The organism is Streptomyces sp. YGL11-2, from assembly GCF_050054615.1.
GTDB lineage: Bacteria > Actinomycetota > Actinomycetes > Streptomycetales > Streptomycetaceae > Streptomyces.
The window spans coordinates 30,554-46,119 of sequence record NZ_JBNHIN010000005.1; the positions used below are offsets into that span (position 1 = coordinate 30,554).

The following is a 15,566-nucleotide window of genomic DNA, read 5'->3' on the forward strand; positions in this document are numbered from 1 at the left end:
ACGGTACTGCGCGCCCCGGTGGCTCAGCCTCCCAATTGCGAGGCGCTCGGCACCTGGTCCTTCACCTCGGCACCGTTCTTCTTGCCCGCGTCCTTGACGTTGTTGATGACGTTCTGGAACTGGTCGACGTCGCCGGTGCCGGCCTCGCCCTTGCGCAGCTTGGTGCCCAGGTCCTTCAGCGACTCGATGCCGCTGCTGAGCGGGGCCAGCGCCTTGGAGAGCGCGGGGTCGCCCTGGGCGTTGCGCACCGCGGCCTTGAGCCGGTTGTAGGTGAAGACCCCGGCCAGGCCCGCCTTGACCAGGGCGGTCTTGCGGCCCTGGGCGCCCTTCTTGAAGGTGCCCGCCTTGTACGGCTTGACGATCCACTGGTAGGTGGCGCCGGCCGCCAGCCCGGCGTTGGCGACGAAGCGGGTCTTGGCGAACTTCTGCTTCTCGAACGAGCTGGTGGGGCTGGGGCTCGGGCTGGCGCTGGCGCCGGGCGAAGCGGAGGTGCCGCCCTTGTTCTTGCTGCAGGCCACGGCGCCCACGGTCAGGCTGCACGCCAGCAGCAGCGCGACGACGGCCCGGCGGAGGGCCGCGTGGTTGCGGGTGGGGGACGACTGGACGGTCACGGCGCGCCTCCGGCGGGCTGGGGTCGGCTGGGGAGCATTCGTCCGCAGCCTGACCCTCCCACCGGAGGGCCGCCACCGGGAACCGGCCGTATGGGGGTGTCCGGTGGCGGCCCGCGCCCGTACGGGGGAGGGCTACCGGCAGCAGTCCGGGGCGAGCCCGGACGGCAGCCGCTCACCGCCGAAGACCGCCGTGGTGGCTTCGTCGCCGCCCAGGGCGGCCACCGCCAGCAGCAGTGAACCGGCCGTCCAGGAAGTCAGCTCCCGCGGCCAGATCGCGTCGTCGTCGAAGACGTAGCCGGTCCAGTACATCCCGTCCTCGGCGCGCAGGTGCTGGATCCACTTCAGGATCTGCACCGCCCGCTCGGACTCCCCCATCGCCCAGAGCGCCAGCGCCAGTTCGGCGCTCTCGCCGCCGGTGACCCAGGGGTTGGGCAGCACGCAGCGCACCCCCAGGCCGGGTACCACGAAGCGCTCCCAGTCCGCGTCGATCCGCTCCCGGGCCGCCGCGCCGCGCACCGCGCCGCCCAGGACCGGGTAGTACCAGTCCATGGAGTAGCGGGACTTGTCGAGGAACCGCTCCGGGTGGTGGCGTATCGCGTGCCCCAGGCGGCCGACCGCCAGTTCCCAGTCCGGCTGCGGCTCCTCGCGCTGCTCGGCGAGCGCCAGCGCGCAGCGCAGCGCCTGGTAGACGGAGGACGAGCCGGTCAGCAGCGCATCGTTGACGGGGGTGCCGTCGTCCTCGCGCTTCCAGCCGATCTCGCCGCCGGGCTGCTGGAGTTCCAGCACGTACTCGATCGCCGCGTGGACCGCGGGCCACATCCGGTCGAGGAAGGTCTCGTCCCCGGTGGACAGGTAGTGGTGCCAGACGCCGACCGCGATGTACGCGCAGAAGTTGCTCTCCCGGCCGCGGTCGGTGGCCGCCGCCGCGTCGCCGTCGGCGTAGGCCGCGTACCAGGAGCCGTCCGGGTTCTGATGCCGGACCAGCCAGTCGTACGCCGCCGCGGCGTGCTCGTGCTCCCCGGCCGCGTCCAGCGCCATGGCTGCCTCGGTGTGGTCCCACGGGTCGAGGTGATGGCCGCGGAACCAGGGGATCGCCCCGTCCGCGCGCTGGGTCGCCAGGATGCCGGCGACCGTGCGGGCCGCTTGACCGGCGGTGAGCACCCCCGGCAGGACCAGCCGTTCGGTACGTCCGGGACTCGTCACTTGGCGGCCCCGGAAGCGGACGCGGTGGTGGACCTGGCCGTCTTCGTGGCCTTGGCCGCGCGCTTGGCGGGCTTCCCGGCAGGCGCCTCGGCCGCCGCCTCCGGCTCTGCTCGTACCTCCGCCTCCGGCAGTCGCGGCTTCGTGGCGTAGGCGACGAAGCTCTTGCCGATGAGCGGGTTGAGCGCCTGCTCGGCGAGCCGGGTGGCCAGCGGCTTCTTCATGATGTCCCAGACCAGCAGCTTGTGGTACGCCTTCACCGGCAGCGCCTGCTCGTTGTCCACGCCGAAGGCGCACTTCAGCCACCAGTACGGGCTGTGCAGTCCGTGCGCGTGGTGGGTGCCGTACGGCTCCAGGCCGGCTTCCCGCATTTTGCCGAGGAGTTCGTCCCCGCGGTAGATGCGGATATGGCCGCCCTCGACCTCGTGGTAGGCGTCGCTGAGCGCCCAGCAGATCTTCTCCGGACCGTACCGGGGCACGGTGACCGCGATCCGGCCGCCCGGCCGCAGCACCCGGACCATCTCGGCGAGCACGCCCTTGTCGTCCGGGATGTGCTCCATGACCTCGGAGATAATCACGACGTCGAAGCTGTCGTCCGGGAACGGCAGCGCCAGCGCGTCGCCCTCCATGGCGACGGCGGAGGCGCCCGCCGGGGCCTCCCCGGCCTCCTTCATCGCGGCGAACCACTTGGCGACCTCGCGGATCTCCTCGCCGTTCTGGTCGAGGGCGACGACCTGCGCGCCGCGCCGGTAGCACTCGAAGGCATGCCGGCCGGCGCCACACCCCAGATCGAGTACGCGGTCGCCCGGAGCGAGCGGGAAACGGGAAAAGTCGACGGTCAGCACAGCGTTCTGCTTTCGTCCGGCGGTGGGTGGCGGTGAGGGCTGCGGTACGGGGTGAACGGCTAGCGGGGAAGGGTGCGGGCGGCGGCCCGGCCGCCCTGGAGGGCGATCGCCTCGCGGTAGCGCTCGGCGGTGCCGATGGCGGCCTGCCGCCAGGTGAAGCGGGACAGCACCCGCTCCCGGCCGGCCGCGCCGAGGCGGCGGCGCAGCGCGTCGTCGCCCAGCAGGCGGAGCAGTCCGGCGGCCAGCGCGCCGGCGTCGCCCGGCGGCACCGCGAGGCAGGTCTCGCCGTCCGGGCCGGCGACCTCGGGGATGGCGCCGCCGGTGGTGGCCAGCAGCGGCGTCCCGGTGGCCATCGCCTCGGCGGCGGGCAGCGAGAAGCCCTCGTAGAGGGACGGGACACAGGCGATCTGCGCACCGCGGACCAGGTCGACGAGTTCGGCGTCGCTGATGCCCTTGACGAACTCGATGGCGCCGGAGAGGCCGAGCCGCTCGATGGCGGCGGCGACCGGCCCGTCGTCGGCGCGCCTGCCGACGACCACCAGATGCGCGTCCGGGTTCTCGGTCCGCACCTTCGCCAGCGCCTCGACGAGGTGGATCAGGCCCTTGAGGGGCACATCGGCGCTGGAGGTGGTGACGATCCGGCCCGGCACCTCCGGGACGGCGGCGTCCGGCGAGAAGAGGTCGGTGTCGGCGCCGATGTGCACGACATGGATCCGGTCGGTCCGTACGCCGAGGTCCTCGACGATCTCCTGGCGGGAGGAGCCGGAGACGGTCAGCACCGACGGCAGCCGGCGGGCGACCCGCTTCTGCATGCGGGTGAAGCCGTACCAGCGGCGGACCGAGGCGCGGCGCTTCCAGTCGTGCGCGGCGGCCAGGTCCAGCCGCCGGTCGACGGTGATGGGGTGGTGGATGGTGGTGACCAGGGGGGCGCCGAGCACGCCGGGGCCGCCGAGCAGGCCGTACCCGAGCGTCTGGTTGTCGTGCACGACGTCGAACCGGCCGCGGTGGGCGGCGAGATGGCGCCGGGCGCGCAGCGAGAACGTCAGCGGCTCGGGGAAGCCGCCGGTCCACATCGTGCCGACCTCAAGGGCGTCGATCCAGTCGCGGTACTCGCCGCGCCGGGGCGTGCGGAACGGGTCGGGCTGGCGGTAGAGGTCGAGGCTCGGCAGCTCGGTCAGCGTCACCCCGTCGTCGAGGACGGGATAGGGCTGGGCGCCGATCACCTCGACGGTGTGGCCGAGGCGGGCCAGTTCGCGCGAGAGGTGGCGTACGTAGACGCCCTGTCCGCCGCAGAACGGGTTCCCCTTGTACGTGAGCATCGCGATGCGCAGGGGACGCCCGGGGTCGTTCGGGGCGGAGGCCGAAGGGGCCTCTGCCGGGCGGGGCGCGGCTGCCTGGACGGCCTCTGCGGTCACGCTCGGCCCCCTTCTCACTGGACTTTCGCCGGAGCGTAGCCGCTGGCGATAATCTAGAACAAGTTGCAGAACCGTATAGCTACTGATCAGTTCGGCGAGGTTCGAATCTACCGGCCGGGAACGGAGCGAGAAGAGCCGCACCAGGTGATTCGCGCCACCACACACCCCCCTGCCATGCTGTGCCGATCGCACCACCGACACTCACCGCACCGCGGATGGAAAGCCACGGAATGGGACATATGACTACGGAATCCAAGGCGGCCCGGCCGGCGCTTCCCGCGAGTCCTCCCCTGACCGAGCGTCAGGAGGCCCGGCGCCGCCGCATCCTGCACGCCAGCGCCAAACTGGCCAGCCGCGGCGGCTTCGACGCCGTCCAGATGCGTGAGGTCGCCGAGTCCTCCGGGGTCGCGCTCGGCACCCTCTACCGCTACTTCCCGTCCAAGGTGCACCTGCTCGTCGCCACCATGCAGGACCAGCTCCAGCACATGCACGAGACGTTGCGCAAGCGCCCCCCGTCGGAGGAGGACCCCGGCGCCCGGGTCGCCCAGACCCTGATGCGGGCCTTCCGCGCGCTCCAGCGCGAACCGCACCTCGCCGACGCGATGGTGCGCGCCCTGACCTTCGCCGACCGGTCCGTCAGCCCCGAGGTCGACACCGTCTCCCGGCTGACCACCGCGATCATCCTGGACGCCATGGGCCTGGCGGGCCCGCCCACTCCCGAACAGCTCTCCGCGGTCCGGGTCATCGAGCACACCTGGCACTCGGCGCTGATCACCTGGCTCTCCGGGCGGGCGTCGATCGCCCAGGTGAAGATCGACATCGAGACGGTCTGCCGGCTGATCGACCTCACAACTCCCGGCACCGGGGCGAAGGGCTGAGAACCCTCCGCCCCGCGCACCCCTCACTCCTCGGGAGGGAAGACCGCCTCCCCGCTCGCCACCGAGGTGATCGTGATCGCCTCGACCGGGCACCCCTCGGCCGCGGCCAGTACGCCCTCCCCGGCGTCCGTCTCCGCCGCCACGGGGTGCGACTGGCGCGCCGTGTCCAGGCGGAACCCGTCCGGCGCGGCCCCGACGCACAGCCCGGACCCGATGCAGACCCGCCGGTCCACCGCCACCCGCCAGCGCTCCGCCATCAGGCACCCGCCGGCAGGTGGATCATCTTGTGCTCCAGGTACTCGGCGAAGCCCTCCGGCCCGAACTCCCGCCCGATCCCTGAGTTCTTGTAGCCGCCGAAGGGACCGAGCATGTCGATGCTGAACGTGTTCACCGAGTACGTCCCCGTCCGCACCTGCCGCGCGACCTCGATCCCCCGCTCCACGTCGGCCGTCCACACCGACCCGGACAGCCCGTACTCCGAGTCGTCGGCGATCCGCACCGCCTCCGCCTCGTCCTCGTACGGCAGCAGGCAGATCACCGGCCCGAAGATCTCCTCGCGCGCGATCCGCATCGCGTTGTCGACCTCGCCGAACAGTGTCGGCTCGACATACCAGCCCGTCGGCAGGTCCTTCGGACGCCCGCCGCCCGCCAGCACCTTGGCGCCCTCCTGCTGCCCCAGCGCGATGTAGTCCAGCGACCGCCGCTGCTGACGGCGGGCCACCAACGGCCCGACCTCGGTGGCCGGATCCAGTGGATCGCCGACCCGCAGCGCACCCGCCGCCGCGGCGAACCGCTCCGCGATCTCGTCGTAGCGGGCGCGCGGCGCGAGGATCCGGGTCTGCGCCACGCACGCCTGCCCGTTGATCATCCAGGCGAACGGCGCGATCCCGGCCACCGCCGCGTCCAGATCCGCGTCCGGCAGGATCACCGCCGCCGACTTGCCGCCCAACTCCAGCGTCACCCGGCTGAGATGGCGGGCCGCGACCTCCATGACCCGCTTGCCGGCCGCCACCGACCCGGTGAACGACACCTTGTCCACGCCCGGATGCCCGACCAGGTACTCGCTCACCTCCCGGTCGGCCGGCAGGATCGACAGCACCCCCTCCGGCACCCCCGCCTCCGACGCGATCTCCGCGAGCAGATACGCGTCCAGCGGGGTCTCCGGCGACACCTTCAGCACCACCGAGCACCCGGCCAGCAGCGCCGGCGCGAGCTTGGCGGCGGCGGTGAACTGCGGGACGTTCCACGGCACCACGGCCGCGACCACCCCCACCGGCTCCCGGCGGACCAGCAGCGGCCCCAGCACCCCCGCCCGCCGCTCCTCGAACGCGAACCCCCCGGCCACCGTGATCGCCGCGTCCCACACCATCATCGCGGCCAGCGACTGCACCATGACGCCCGAGGTCACCGGCGTCCCGTTCTGCGCGCCGATGACCCGGGCGAACTCCTCGCCGCGCACCGCGAAGGCGTCCTTGATCCGGCTCACCACCGCGATCCGGTCCGCCAACGGCGCGTTGGCCCACTCCCCCGCCGCAAACGACCGGCGGGCCGCGGCCACCGCCCGGTCGACATCGGCCCGCGACGCGTGCGGAACCCGGCCGATGACCTGTTCGGTGTGCGGTGAGACGACCTCGATCGTGTCCGTACCGGCCGGGTCGACCCACTCACCGCCTATGTAGAGCTTGCCGTGCTCGACGAGGTCGCTCATCTCTGCCGCCTCCCGAAGGTTTCTGACGCTCCATCAGAACTGATACCAGTTCCCCTTCCCCGAGTCCACGACAACCGCCCCAACTACCCACCCCTCAAGCACACTTCACCTCACCTGAAACCCGTTCTAGTTATAGTGACAGCAGGCGACGAGGGGACGGGACATGACACCGCAGGTGATCGACCACAGGGGCGGCGTATGGAGCATCGCCGTCCCCATCCCCGACAACCCCCTCGGCCACACCCTCGTCCACCTCCTGGAAACCGACCGCGGCCCGGTCCTCATCGACACCGGCTGGGACGACCCCGACTCCTGGGACACCCTCACCGCCGGCGTCACCGCCTGCGGCTTCGCCCTCGCCGACATCCACGGCGTACTGATCACCCACCACCACCCCGACCACCACGGCCTCTCCGCCAAGGTCCGGGAGACCTCCGGCGCCTGGATCGCGATGCACGCCGCGGACGCCGCGTTCGTCCGGCGCACCCGCGAGGCCGAACCGGGCCAGTGGCTCGACTACCTCCTCGCCAAACTCACCGCGGCCGGCGCCCCCGACGACCATCTGGCACCCCTGCGCGAGGCCCGCGCCGCCGGCCGCGGCCAGCGACTCCCCGGCCGCCGGGCCGCCCTCCCCGACCGCGCGATCGCCCCCGGCGAACTTCTCGACCTCCCCGGCCGCCGCCTCCGCGCCATCTGGACCCCGGGCCACACCCCCGGCCACGTCTGCCTGCACCTTGAAGAGGAACACCCCGCCCGCACCCCCGGCTCCGGCCGCCTCTTCTCCGGCGACCACCTCCTCCCCGGCATCACCCCGCACATCGGCCTCTACGAGGACCCCGACGACACCACCCCCACCGACCCCCTCGGCGACTACCTCGACTCCCTCGAACGCATCGCCCGCCTCGCCCCCGCCGAGGTCCTCCCCGCCCACCAGCACGCCTTCACCAACGCCGACGCCCGCATAGGGCAGCTCATCGCTCACCACGAAGAGCGCCTCTCCGACCTGAGAACACTGCTCCGCGAACCCCGCACCCCCTGGCAACTCGCCACCGCCATGCAGTGGAACCGCCCCTGGGACCAGATCCCCTACGCCTCCCGCAACATCGCCGTCTCCGAAGCCGAGGCCCACCTCCGCCGCCTGGTAAAACTCGGCCACGCCGAACTCCTCCCGGGCAACGCCCCCCAGCGGTACCAGGCGGTGTGACCCATCGCAGCAACGGCTCCACCGGCAGAAGGCACACCGACACCACCACCGGTCGGAGCCACCGGCCGCCAGTCGGCAACGGCGCAGGGCCGGAGGGATGTACCGGAGTGCGCCCGCAGGACCTGGAGCGAACGCCGGGGCATTCGTCATCTGACTGACCAGATGCGCCCGCGCCGAGGACGAACTCCGGTGCAGCCCTCCGGCCCCCACCCACCGGACAGCAGCCGAGGCCACGCCAGCCCCCACCGGACGGCAGCCAAGAACGGTCCCCACCACGACATCGGCGCCCCCCCAGCGGAGCGTTAAGGTGTGCGGGACAACTTCATCCGTACCCGATCGGGGAAAGCCGGTGTAAATCCGGCGCTGACCCGCAACCGTGAGCACGGCCGCATACCGCGCACCCCCGTATGCACCGCCGTACCAGCCGGAGCACCCGTAGGGCACGACCAAGGCTCCCGCCACCGACCCGCCGCCCGAGCGGACGGCCGGTGCGCGGCACCGTCGAGGTATACGGAGCTGAGCCCGGTGCCACCGCGAACCGCCCACCAGGGCGCGCGGCACGGCCGAGCCGCGGCTGCGTACACCGCCGCGAACCGACCCGAGAGGCACCGACCCGATGGCCACCACGGCCCCCATGGCCCCCCTGGCTCCCCAGACCCCGTCGCCGCAGACGCACCCCGTCGCCGCCCGGGCCCCCCGCGCCCGCGCCGCCGCGGCGCTGGCCGCCACGGCCGTCGTGGGCACGGTCCTCACCTCGTACGCCACCCCCACCGCATACGCCGCCCCCGCCACGCACACCGCCGCCGACCCGGCCACGCCCGCCAAGCTCCCGCGCGGCCTCTACGGCACCAAGGACCCCCGGTACGACGGCGTCTGGCGCCAGTCGCTGGCGCTGCTCGCGCAGCACACGGTCGGGGTGCGGCCCGCGGCGTCGGCCGTCGACTGGCTCGCCGGGCAGCAGTGCGCCGACGGCTCGTTCGCCGCGTTCCGTCCCGACGCCGGCGCCGCGTGCGACGCCAAGACGATGCGGGACACCAACCAGACGGCCGCCGCGGTCCAGGCGCTGGCCGCGCTCGGCGAGCACGGCAGCGCCGTGCAGAAGGCCGTCGGCTGGCTGAAGTCCGTCCAGCACGACGACGGCGGCTGGGGCTCGATGGCCGGTTCGGACAGCGACGCCAACTCCACCGCCGTCGTCATCGGCGCGCTCACCGCGGCGGGCGAGCGGCCCGAGTCCGTGACGTCGAAGAAGGACGGCAAGAACCCGTACGACGCGCTGCTGGGATTCCAGTTGGGCTGCGACGCGAAGGACACGAAGGACGACGCGCGCGGCGCGTTCGCCTTCCAGCTCAAGAGCGCGGCGCCGAACGCCGACGCGACCGCGGCTGCCGTCACCGGCGCGCTGGGGAAGGGCTTCGTCGTCGACCCGGCCGGCAAGGACGCCACCGCACCGGTCAAGGCACTGACCTGCGGGGAGGACCAGGGCAGGGACAGCGCCAAGGCCACCAACGGCGCCGACGGGGTCGACGGGGCGGACCAGCGGGCGCGCGCCGCGGACGCCGGCAGCGCGTATCTGGTGGCCCAGCTGGACGCCAACGGCCAGCACCTGCGCTCCGCGATGCCGGGCGCCGAGCAGCAGCCCGACGTGGGCAACACCGCCGACACCGTGGTGGCGCTGGCGGCCGGTTCGCACGGCGCCGACGCGCAGAAGCCCCTGCAGTGGCTGGAGAAGAACGCCGCGGGCTGGGCGAAGCAGAGCGGCCCGGCCGCGTACGCCCAGCTGGTGCTGGCCGCGCACGCCACCGGCACCGACCCGCGCTCCTTCGGCGGCACCGACCTGGTGGCCGCGCTCAACGCGACCGGCCCGGCTCCGGAGGGCAGCGCACCCACCACCCAGGACAAGAACGCCAAGAACACCCACGACACCGGCGGCGGCATCAACGTGTGGTGGGTGGTCGGCGTCGGGCTGGCCTTCGGCGCCGGCATCGGCTTCCTGCTCAGCGGCCGCAAGAACAAGAACGCCCTGTGATGCGGGGCAGCCGATGCGGGCGGGGCGCCGCGGCCCTGCTCCTAGCCGGGGCGGTCGCCGGGCTGTCCGCCGCGCCCGCGCAGGCGCAGGAGTACCGCTACTGGTCGTTCTGGGAGGCGAAGGGCGGCAGCGGCGGCTCGTGGACGTACGCCACCGCAGGGCCGGCCACGCTGCGGCCGGCCGACGGCGCCGTCGCGGGTTTCCGCTTCACCGTCAGCACCGACTCCGCCAAGGCCGGTACGCCGCGCACCGCCCCCGACTTCGCGGCGATCTGCCGTACCACCCCGGTGAAGCCGGGCAGCAAGCGCATCGGTGTCGCCCTGGACTTCGGCACCGCGGCGGACGCCCCCGCCGGCGAGCAGCCGCCGCCCGCCCGGACGGCGTGTGCCCAGGTGCCCGAGGACGCCTCGGCGGGCGATGCGCTGGCGGCGGTCGCGAAACCGCTGCGCTATGACGCCAACGCGCTGCTGTGCGCCATCGCGGGCTACCCGCGGTCCGGCTGCGCGGAACAGGTCGCCGGCGGATCGAAGGACGGGTCGAAGGACGGAGCGAAGGAAAGCCCCGGCGCATCGGGCGCCTCCGGCGGCCCCTCCGCCGGTCTGCTGGGCGGCATCGCGGCCGTCGTCGTACTGGGCGCGGCCGGCGTGTGGCAGGCCCGCCGCCGGCGCGGATGAGCGCCCCGCAGGCGACCCGTACCACCGCGCTGCACGCGGGCGCCTGGTGGCTGTGGGCGCTCGGCCTGGCGACCGCGGCGTCGCGGACCACCAATCCGCTGCTGCTGGGACTGCTGATCGGCGTGGCCGGCTATGTCGTGGCGGCCCGCCGGACGACCGCGCCGTGGGCCCGCTCGTACGGGGCGTTCGTCAAGCTCGGGCTGCTGGTGATCGGCATCCGGCTGGTGTTCGCGTTCGTGCTCGGTTCGCCGGTTCCCGGTACGCACGTCCTGGTCGCGCTCCCCGAATTGCCGCTCCCCGATTGGGCGAAGGGCGTCCGGGTCGGCGGCCGGGTCACCGCGGAGGGCATGGCCTTCGCGGCGTACGACGGCCTGAAGCTGGCCACGCTGCTGATCTGCGTGGGCGCCGCCAACGCGCTCGCCAACCCGGCCCGGCTGCTGAAGTCGCTGCCGAGCGCGCTCTACGAGGCGGGGGTGGCAGTCGTCGTCGCGATGACGTTCGCGCCGAACCTGATCGCGGACGTCCAGCGGCTGCGGGCCGCCCGGCGGCTGCGGGGCCGCCCGGACCGGGGCGCCCGGGCGCTCCTCCAGGTCGGGCTGCCGGTGCTGGAGGGCGCGCTGGAGCGCTCGGTGGCGCTGGCCGCGGCGATGGACGCGCGCGGCTACGGCCGTACCGCCCAAGTGCCGCGCGCCGTGCGGCACACGACCTCCGCGCTGACCCTCGGCGGGCTGCTGGGCGTCTGCGCGGGCACGTACGGACTGCTGGGCGACACCGGCGGCGGCTACGGGCTGCCGCTGCTGCTGGCCGGGCTCGCCGCCGCGCTGGCCGGGCTGTGGCTGGGCGGCCGGCGGTCGATGCGCACCCGCTACCGGCCCGAGCGGTGGGGCGTGCGCGCCTGGCTGGTGGCCGGTTCGGGCATCGCCGTCGCCGCCCTCATGATCGCCGCCAACGGCTACGCCCCGGCGGCCCTGCACCCGCCCGCGGTGCCGCTGACCGCACCGGTGCTGCCGCTGTGGCCGGCACTGTCGCTGCTGGTGGGGCTGGCGCCCGCGGTGGTTGCGCCGGTACCCGTGCCGGTGCCCGCGGGCGGGGACGGCGGGGCGCGCCGGCCGGACCGCGCCAACGCCCCCGCCCGTACGGCCACTTCCGATCCGTCCACGAAGGAGCCCGCCCAGTGATCCGCTTCGAGCAGGTCTCGGTCACCTACGGGGACGCCGCCGCGCCCGCCGTACGGGGCGTCGACCTGACCGTGCCCGAGGGCGAGTTGTGCCTCCTCGTCGGTCCGTCCGGCGTGGGCAAGTCCACCCTCCTGAACGCCGTGTGCGGGCTCGTCCCGCACTTCACCGGCGGCACCCTGCACGGCCGGGTGACCGTCGACGGCCGGGACACCCGCCACCACCCGCCGCGCGAACTGGCCGATGTCGTGGGCACCGTGGGCCAGGACCCGCTGGCGCACTTCGTCACCGACACCGTCGAGGACGAACTCGCCTACGGGATGGAGTCGCTGGGCCTGGCCCCGGACGTGATGCGCCGCCGCGTCGAGGAGACCCTGGACCTGCTGGGTCTGGCGGAGCTGCGCGACCGGGCCATCGGCACGCTGTCGGGCGGTCAGATGCAGCGGGTGGCGATCGGGTCGGTGCTCACCACCCATCCCAAGGTGCTGGTCCTGGACGAGCCGACCTCGGCACTGGACCCGGCCGCCGCCGAGGAGGTGCTGGCGGTGCTCCAGCGGCTGGTCCACGACCTGGGGACGACGGTGCTGCTGGCCGAGCACCGGCTGGAGCGGGTGGTCCAGTACGCGGACCAGGTGATCCTGCTGCCGGGTCCCGGCGCCGCGCCCGTGATGGGCGACCCGGCCGAGGTGATGGCCGTCTCGCCGGTCCATCCGCCGGTCGTCTCCCTGGGGCGGCTCGCCGGCTGGTCGCCCCTCCCGCTCTCCGTGCGCGACGCGCGCCGCAGGGCCGCCCCGCTCCGCGACCGGCTGGCCGGGGCCACCGCGCCGGCGGCCACCGCGCCGGCGGCCACCGCGCCGGCGGCCGGCGCGGGCGCGGCCCCTGTGCCCGGCGGGGACCCGGTCGCCGCGGTCCACGGCCTCAGCGTCCGCCGCGGCCGGAGCGAGGCCCTGCACGGCGTCGACCTCACCGTCCGCCCCGGTGAGACGGTCGCCCTGATGGGCCGCAACGGCGCGGGCAAGTCCACCCTGTTGACGACCCTGGTCGGGATGCACGAGCCGGCCTCCGGCACGGTCCGCGTGGGCGGCGCCGTACCGCACCGCACCCGGCCCCGCGCTCTGCTGCGCCGGGTCGGGCTGGTGCCCCAGGATCCCCGGGACCTGCTCTGCGCGGACACCGTGGCCGCCGAGTGCGCCGCCGCCGACCAGGACGCCGGCGCGCCGGCCGGCCGCTGCCGGGAGCTGGTCGCCCAACTGCTGCCCGGCGTCGCGGACTCCGCGCATCCGCGCGATCTGTCCGAGGGCCAGCGCCTGGCCCTCGCGCTGGCCGTGGTGCTGGCCGCCCGGCCTCCGCTGCTGCTGCTCGACGAGCCCACCCGCGGCCTGGACTACGCGGCCAAGGCCCGGCTGGTCGAGCTGCTGCGCGCCCTGGCCGACGAGGGCCATGCCATCGTGCTGGCCACCCACGACGTGGAGCTGGCCGCCGAACTGGCGCACCGCGTCGTCATCCTGGCGGACGGCGAGGTGGTCGCCGACGGCCCCACCGGCGACGTGGTGGTCTCCTCGCCGTCGTTCGCCCCGCAGGTCGCCAAGATCCTCTCCCCGCTGCCCTGGCTGACCGTCTCCCAGGTCGCGCGCACCCTGGAGGCGACGGCATGACCGCGCCGCCCCGCCCAGCCCGTGCGGTACGCCTCGGCCCCCGCTCCGTCGCCGCCCTGGTCCTGGTCTCGGCCGTCGGCGTGATGGCGTTCGGCTGGCCGCTGCTCGCCGACTCCGCGTCCGGGCTCGCCCATTCCCAGGACGCGCCCTGGCTGTTCGCGGCGCTGCTGCCGCTGCTGCTCGCCGTCGCGGTGGCGACGGTCGCGGACAAGCCCCCAGCTGACGCTGGGGGGACCCCCAGCCTGGACGCCAAGGCCATCGCGATGCTCGGCGTGCTGGCTGCCGCCGGGGCGGCGCTGCGCCCGCTGGGGGCGGGCACCGCCGGGATCGAGCCGATGTTCTTCCTGATGGTGCTGGCGGGGCGGGTGCTCGGTCCGGGGTTCGGCTTCGTCCTGGGGTCGGTGGCCATGTTCGCGTCGGCACTGCTGACCGGCGGGGTCGGCCCGTGGCTGCCGTTCCAGATGCTCTCGATGGGGTGGGTGTCGATGGGCGCGGGACTGCTGCCGGGGCCGGACCTGCTGCGCGGGCGCCGCGAACTGGCGCTGCTCGCCGCGTACGGGGCGCTCGCCGCGGTCCTCTACGGGCTGGTGATGAACCTCCAGGGCTGGCCGTACATCGCCGGTCTGGCCTCCGGCGTCTCCTTCGTCCCCGGCGACCCGCTGCACGACAACCTGGCCCGCTACCTCGCGTACTGCCTGGCCACCTCGCTCGGCTGGGACCTGCCGCGCGCCCTGGTCACCGTCGTGCTGACCGCCACGCTCGGCGGCCCGGTCCTCAAGGCGCTGCGCCGCGCCACCCGCCGGGCCGCCTTCGAGGCGCCGGTCTCCTTCGCCCCGGGTACGCCGCCGGCGGCCGGGGCGACCGAGCCGGCCGGGCGGGCCGCTACAGCCGCTGAATGATCGTCCCGGTCGCCAGCCCGCCGCCGGCGCACATCGTGATCAGCGCGAACTCCTTGTCCCGGCGCTCCAGTTCGTGCAGGGCGGTGGTGATCAGCCGGGCGCCGGTGGCACCGACCGGGTGGCCGAGGGCGATGGCGCCGCCGTTCACGTTGACCTTCGTCAGATCCTGCTCGAAGACCTGCGCCCAGGACAGGACGACGGAGGCGAACGCCTCGTTGATCTCGACGAGGTCGATGTCCTTCAGCGACATCCCGGCCTTGCCCAGTACCGCCCGGGTCGCGTCGATCGGCCCGTCCAGGTGGAAGTGCGGGTCGGAGCCGACCAGGGCCTGGGCCACGATGCGGGCCCGCGGCCTGAGTTTGAGGGCGCGCGCCATCCTCTTGGAGGCCCACATCACCGCGCAGGCGCCGTCGGAGATCTGCGAGGAGTTGCCCGCGGTGTGGACGGCGGTGGGCATGACCGGCTTGAGGCCGCCCAGCGCCGCCATGCTGGTGTCCCGCAGCCCCTCGTCGCGGTCGACCAGCCGCCACATCCCCTGTCCCGCGGCCTGTTCGTCCTCCGTGGTGGGGACCTGGACGGCGAAGGTCTCCCGTTTGAAGCGCTCCTCGGCCCAGGCGGTGGACGCGCGCTCCTGGGAGATGAGGCCGAGGGAGTCGACGTTCTCGCGGGTCAGGCCGCGGTGGCGGGCGATGCGCTCGGCGGCCTCGAACTGGTTGGGCAGGTCGACGTTCCACTCGTCGGGCCAGGGCTTCCCCGGGCCGTGCTTGGAGCCGCTGCCGAGGGGGACCCGGGACATCGCCTCGACGCCGCAGCCGATCCCGATGTCGATGACGCCGGCCGCGATCATGTTCGCCACCATGTGGTTGGCCTGCTGGGAGGAGCCGCACTGGCAGTCGACGGTGGTGGCCGCCGTCTCGTACGGGAGGCCCATGGCGAGCCAGGCGTTGCGGGCCGGGTTCATGGACTGCTCGCCGGCGTGGGTGACGGTGCCGCCGACGATCTGTTCGACGCAGTCGGGCTGGATGCCCGTGCGGGCGAGGAGTTCGCGGTACGTCTCGCCCAGGAGGTAGGCGGGGTGGAGGTTGGCAAGCGCACCTCCGCGCTTGCCGATCGGGGTGCGTACGGCTTCGACGATGACGGGTTCCGCGGCCATGACTGACTCGTCCTCTCCTCGCGTCCGCGGGCGTCCCGGCGCCCACAGAGGGAAGAACTAGTACGCGTTCTAGTTCTGCGAACAGTCTCGTGAGCCGCACCCCGTGGCGCAAGAGGGCTGCAA

Annotated in this window: 14 protein-coding genes; 7 read left to right on the top strand and 7 right to left on the bottom strand. The window is 73.9% G+C overall.

All coding sequences use genetic code 11. From position 1 onward, the window contains the following. Positions 1-23: 23 nt before the first annotated feature. From ACO1BR_RS07845 to ACO1BR_RS07860, 4 genes are all read right to left on the bottom strand, one after another. Positions 24-611 (bottom strand): hypothetical protein, encoded by a 588-nt coding sequence (locus ACO1BR_RS07845; protein ID WP_426794296.1) that lies wholly within the window; start codon positions 609-611, stop codon positions 24-26. A 132-nt stretch (positions 612-743) separates the two neighbouring features. Continuing rightward, positions 744-1,814, bottom strand: coding sequence for a prenyltransferase (locus ACO1BR_RS07850; protein ID WP_426794297.1), 1,071 nt, complete (start codon positions 1,812-1,814; stop codon positions 744-746). Further along, a complete protein-coding gene (locus ACO1BR_RS07855) occupies positions 1,811-2,656 on the bottom strand; it encodes a class I SAM-dependent methyltransferase (protein WP_426794298.1) in 846 nt (281 codons plus the stop codon). The genes ACO1BR_RS07850 and ACO1BR_RS07855 overlap by 4 nt, the downstream gene beginning before the upstream one ends. A gap of 59 nt (positions 2,657-2,715) precedes the next feature. Beyond that, positions 2,716-4,071 (bottom strand): glycosyltransferase family 4 protein, encoded by a 1,356-nt coding sequence (locus ACO1BR_RS07860; RefSeq protein WP_426794299.1) that lies wholly within the window; start codon positions 4,069-4,071, stop codon positions 2,716-2,718. A gap of 239 nt (positions 4,072-4,310) precedes the next feature. Here ACO1BR_RS07860 and ACO1BR_RS07865 point away from each other — a divergent pair, with 239 nt between their 5' ends. Beyond that, positions 4,311-4,949: a TetR family transcriptional regulator gene (locus ACO1BR_RS07865; RefSeq protein ID WP_426794300.1), complete on the top strand. Its 639-nt coding sequence runs from the start codon at positions 4,311-4,313 to the stop codon at positions 4,947-4,949. 23 nt (positions 4,950-4,972) lie between these two features. Here the strand turns inward: ACO1BR_RS07865 and ACO1BR_RS07870 are convergent, their stop codons facing one another. Both ACO1BR_RS07870 and ACO1BR_RS07875 read right to left on the bottom strand, forming a co-directional pair. Beyond that, positions 4,973-5,206 carry a ferredoxin gene (locus ACO1BR_RS07870; RefSeq protein ID WP_426794301.1) on the bottom strand — a complete coding sequence of 78 codons (234 nt, stop codon included), beginning with the start codon at positions 5,204-5,206 and terminating at the stop codon, positions 4,973-4,975. Further along, a complete protein-coding gene (locus tag ACO1BR_RS07875; protein ID WP_426794302.1) occupies positions 5,206-6,657 on the bottom strand; it encodes an aldehyde dehydrogenase in 1,452 nt (483 codons plus the stop codon). The genes ACO1BR_RS07870 and ACO1BR_RS07875 overlap by 1 nt, the downstream gene beginning before the upstream one ends. 163 nt (positions 6,658-6,820) lie before the next feature. Between ACO1BR_RS07875 and ACO1BR_RS07880 the strand changes: the two genes are divergently transcribed. The 6 genes from ACO1BR_RS07880 to ACO1BR_RS07905 all read left to right on the top strand — a co-directional run bounded on the left by ACO1BR_RS07880 (position 6,821) and on the right by ACO1BR_RS07905 (position 14,290). Beyond that, the gene (locus ACO1BR_RS07880) at positions 6,821-7,861 is read left to right on the top strand and encodes an MBL fold metallo-hydrolase (RefSeq protein ID WP_426794303.1); all 1,041 of its coding nucleotides are present in this window, start codon (positions 6,821-6,823) and stop codon (positions 7,859-7,861) included. 634 nt (positions 7,862-8,495) lie between these two features. Further along, entirely contained in the window at positions 8,496-9,887 is a 1,392-nt protein-coding gene (locus ACO1BR_RS07885) for a prenyltransferase/squalene oxidase repeat-containing protein (RefSeq protein WP_426794304.1), read from the top strand. Further along, positions 9,887-10,561 (top strand): SCO2322 family protein, encoded by a 675-nt coding sequence (locus ACO1BR_RS07890; RefSeq protein WP_426794305.1) that lies wholly within the window; start codon positions 9,887-9,889, stop codon positions 10,559-10,561. Before ACO1BR_RS07885 ends, ACO1BR_RS07890 begins: the two co-directional genes overlap by 1 nt. Continuing rightward, positions 10,558-11,739, top strand: coding sequence for an energy-coupling factor transporter transmembrane component T (locus ACO1BR_RS07895; RefSeq protein WP_426794306.1), 1,182 nt, complete (start codon positions 10,558-10,560; stop codon positions 11,737-11,739). Before ACO1BR_RS07890 ends, ACO1BR_RS07895 begins: the two co-directional genes overlap by 4 nt. After that, the gene (locus tag ACO1BR_RS07900; protein WP_426794307.1) at positions 11,736-13,391 is read left to right on the top strand and encodes an ABC transporter ATP-binding protein; all 1,656 of its coding nucleotides are present in this window, start codon (positions 11,736-11,738) and stop codon (positions 13,389-13,391) included. The genes ACO1BR_RS07895 and ACO1BR_RS07900 overlap by 4 nt, the downstream gene beginning before the upstream one ends. Continuing rightward, complete coding sequence (locus ACO1BR_RS07905; RefSeq protein ID WP_426794308.1) at positions 13,388-14,290, top strand: ECF transporter S component; 903 nt, start codon at positions 13,388-13,390, stop codon at positions 14,288-14,290. The genes ACO1BR_RS07900 and ACO1BR_RS07905 overlap by 4 nt, the downstream gene beginning before the upstream one ends. On the opposite strand, the gene ACO1BR_RS07910 is transcribed toward ACO1BR_RS07905, so the two are convergent. Further along, positions 14,274-15,443: a steroid 3-ketoacyl-CoA thiolase gene (locus ACO1BR_RS07910; RefSeq protein WP_426794309.1), complete on the bottom strand. Its 1,170-nt coding sequence runs from the start codon at positions 15,441-15,443 to the stop codon at positions 14,274-14,276. The genes ACO1BR_RS07905 and ACO1BR_RS07910 overlap by 17 nt on opposite strands. Between the last annotated feature and the right edge of the window lie 123 nt (positions 15,444-15,566).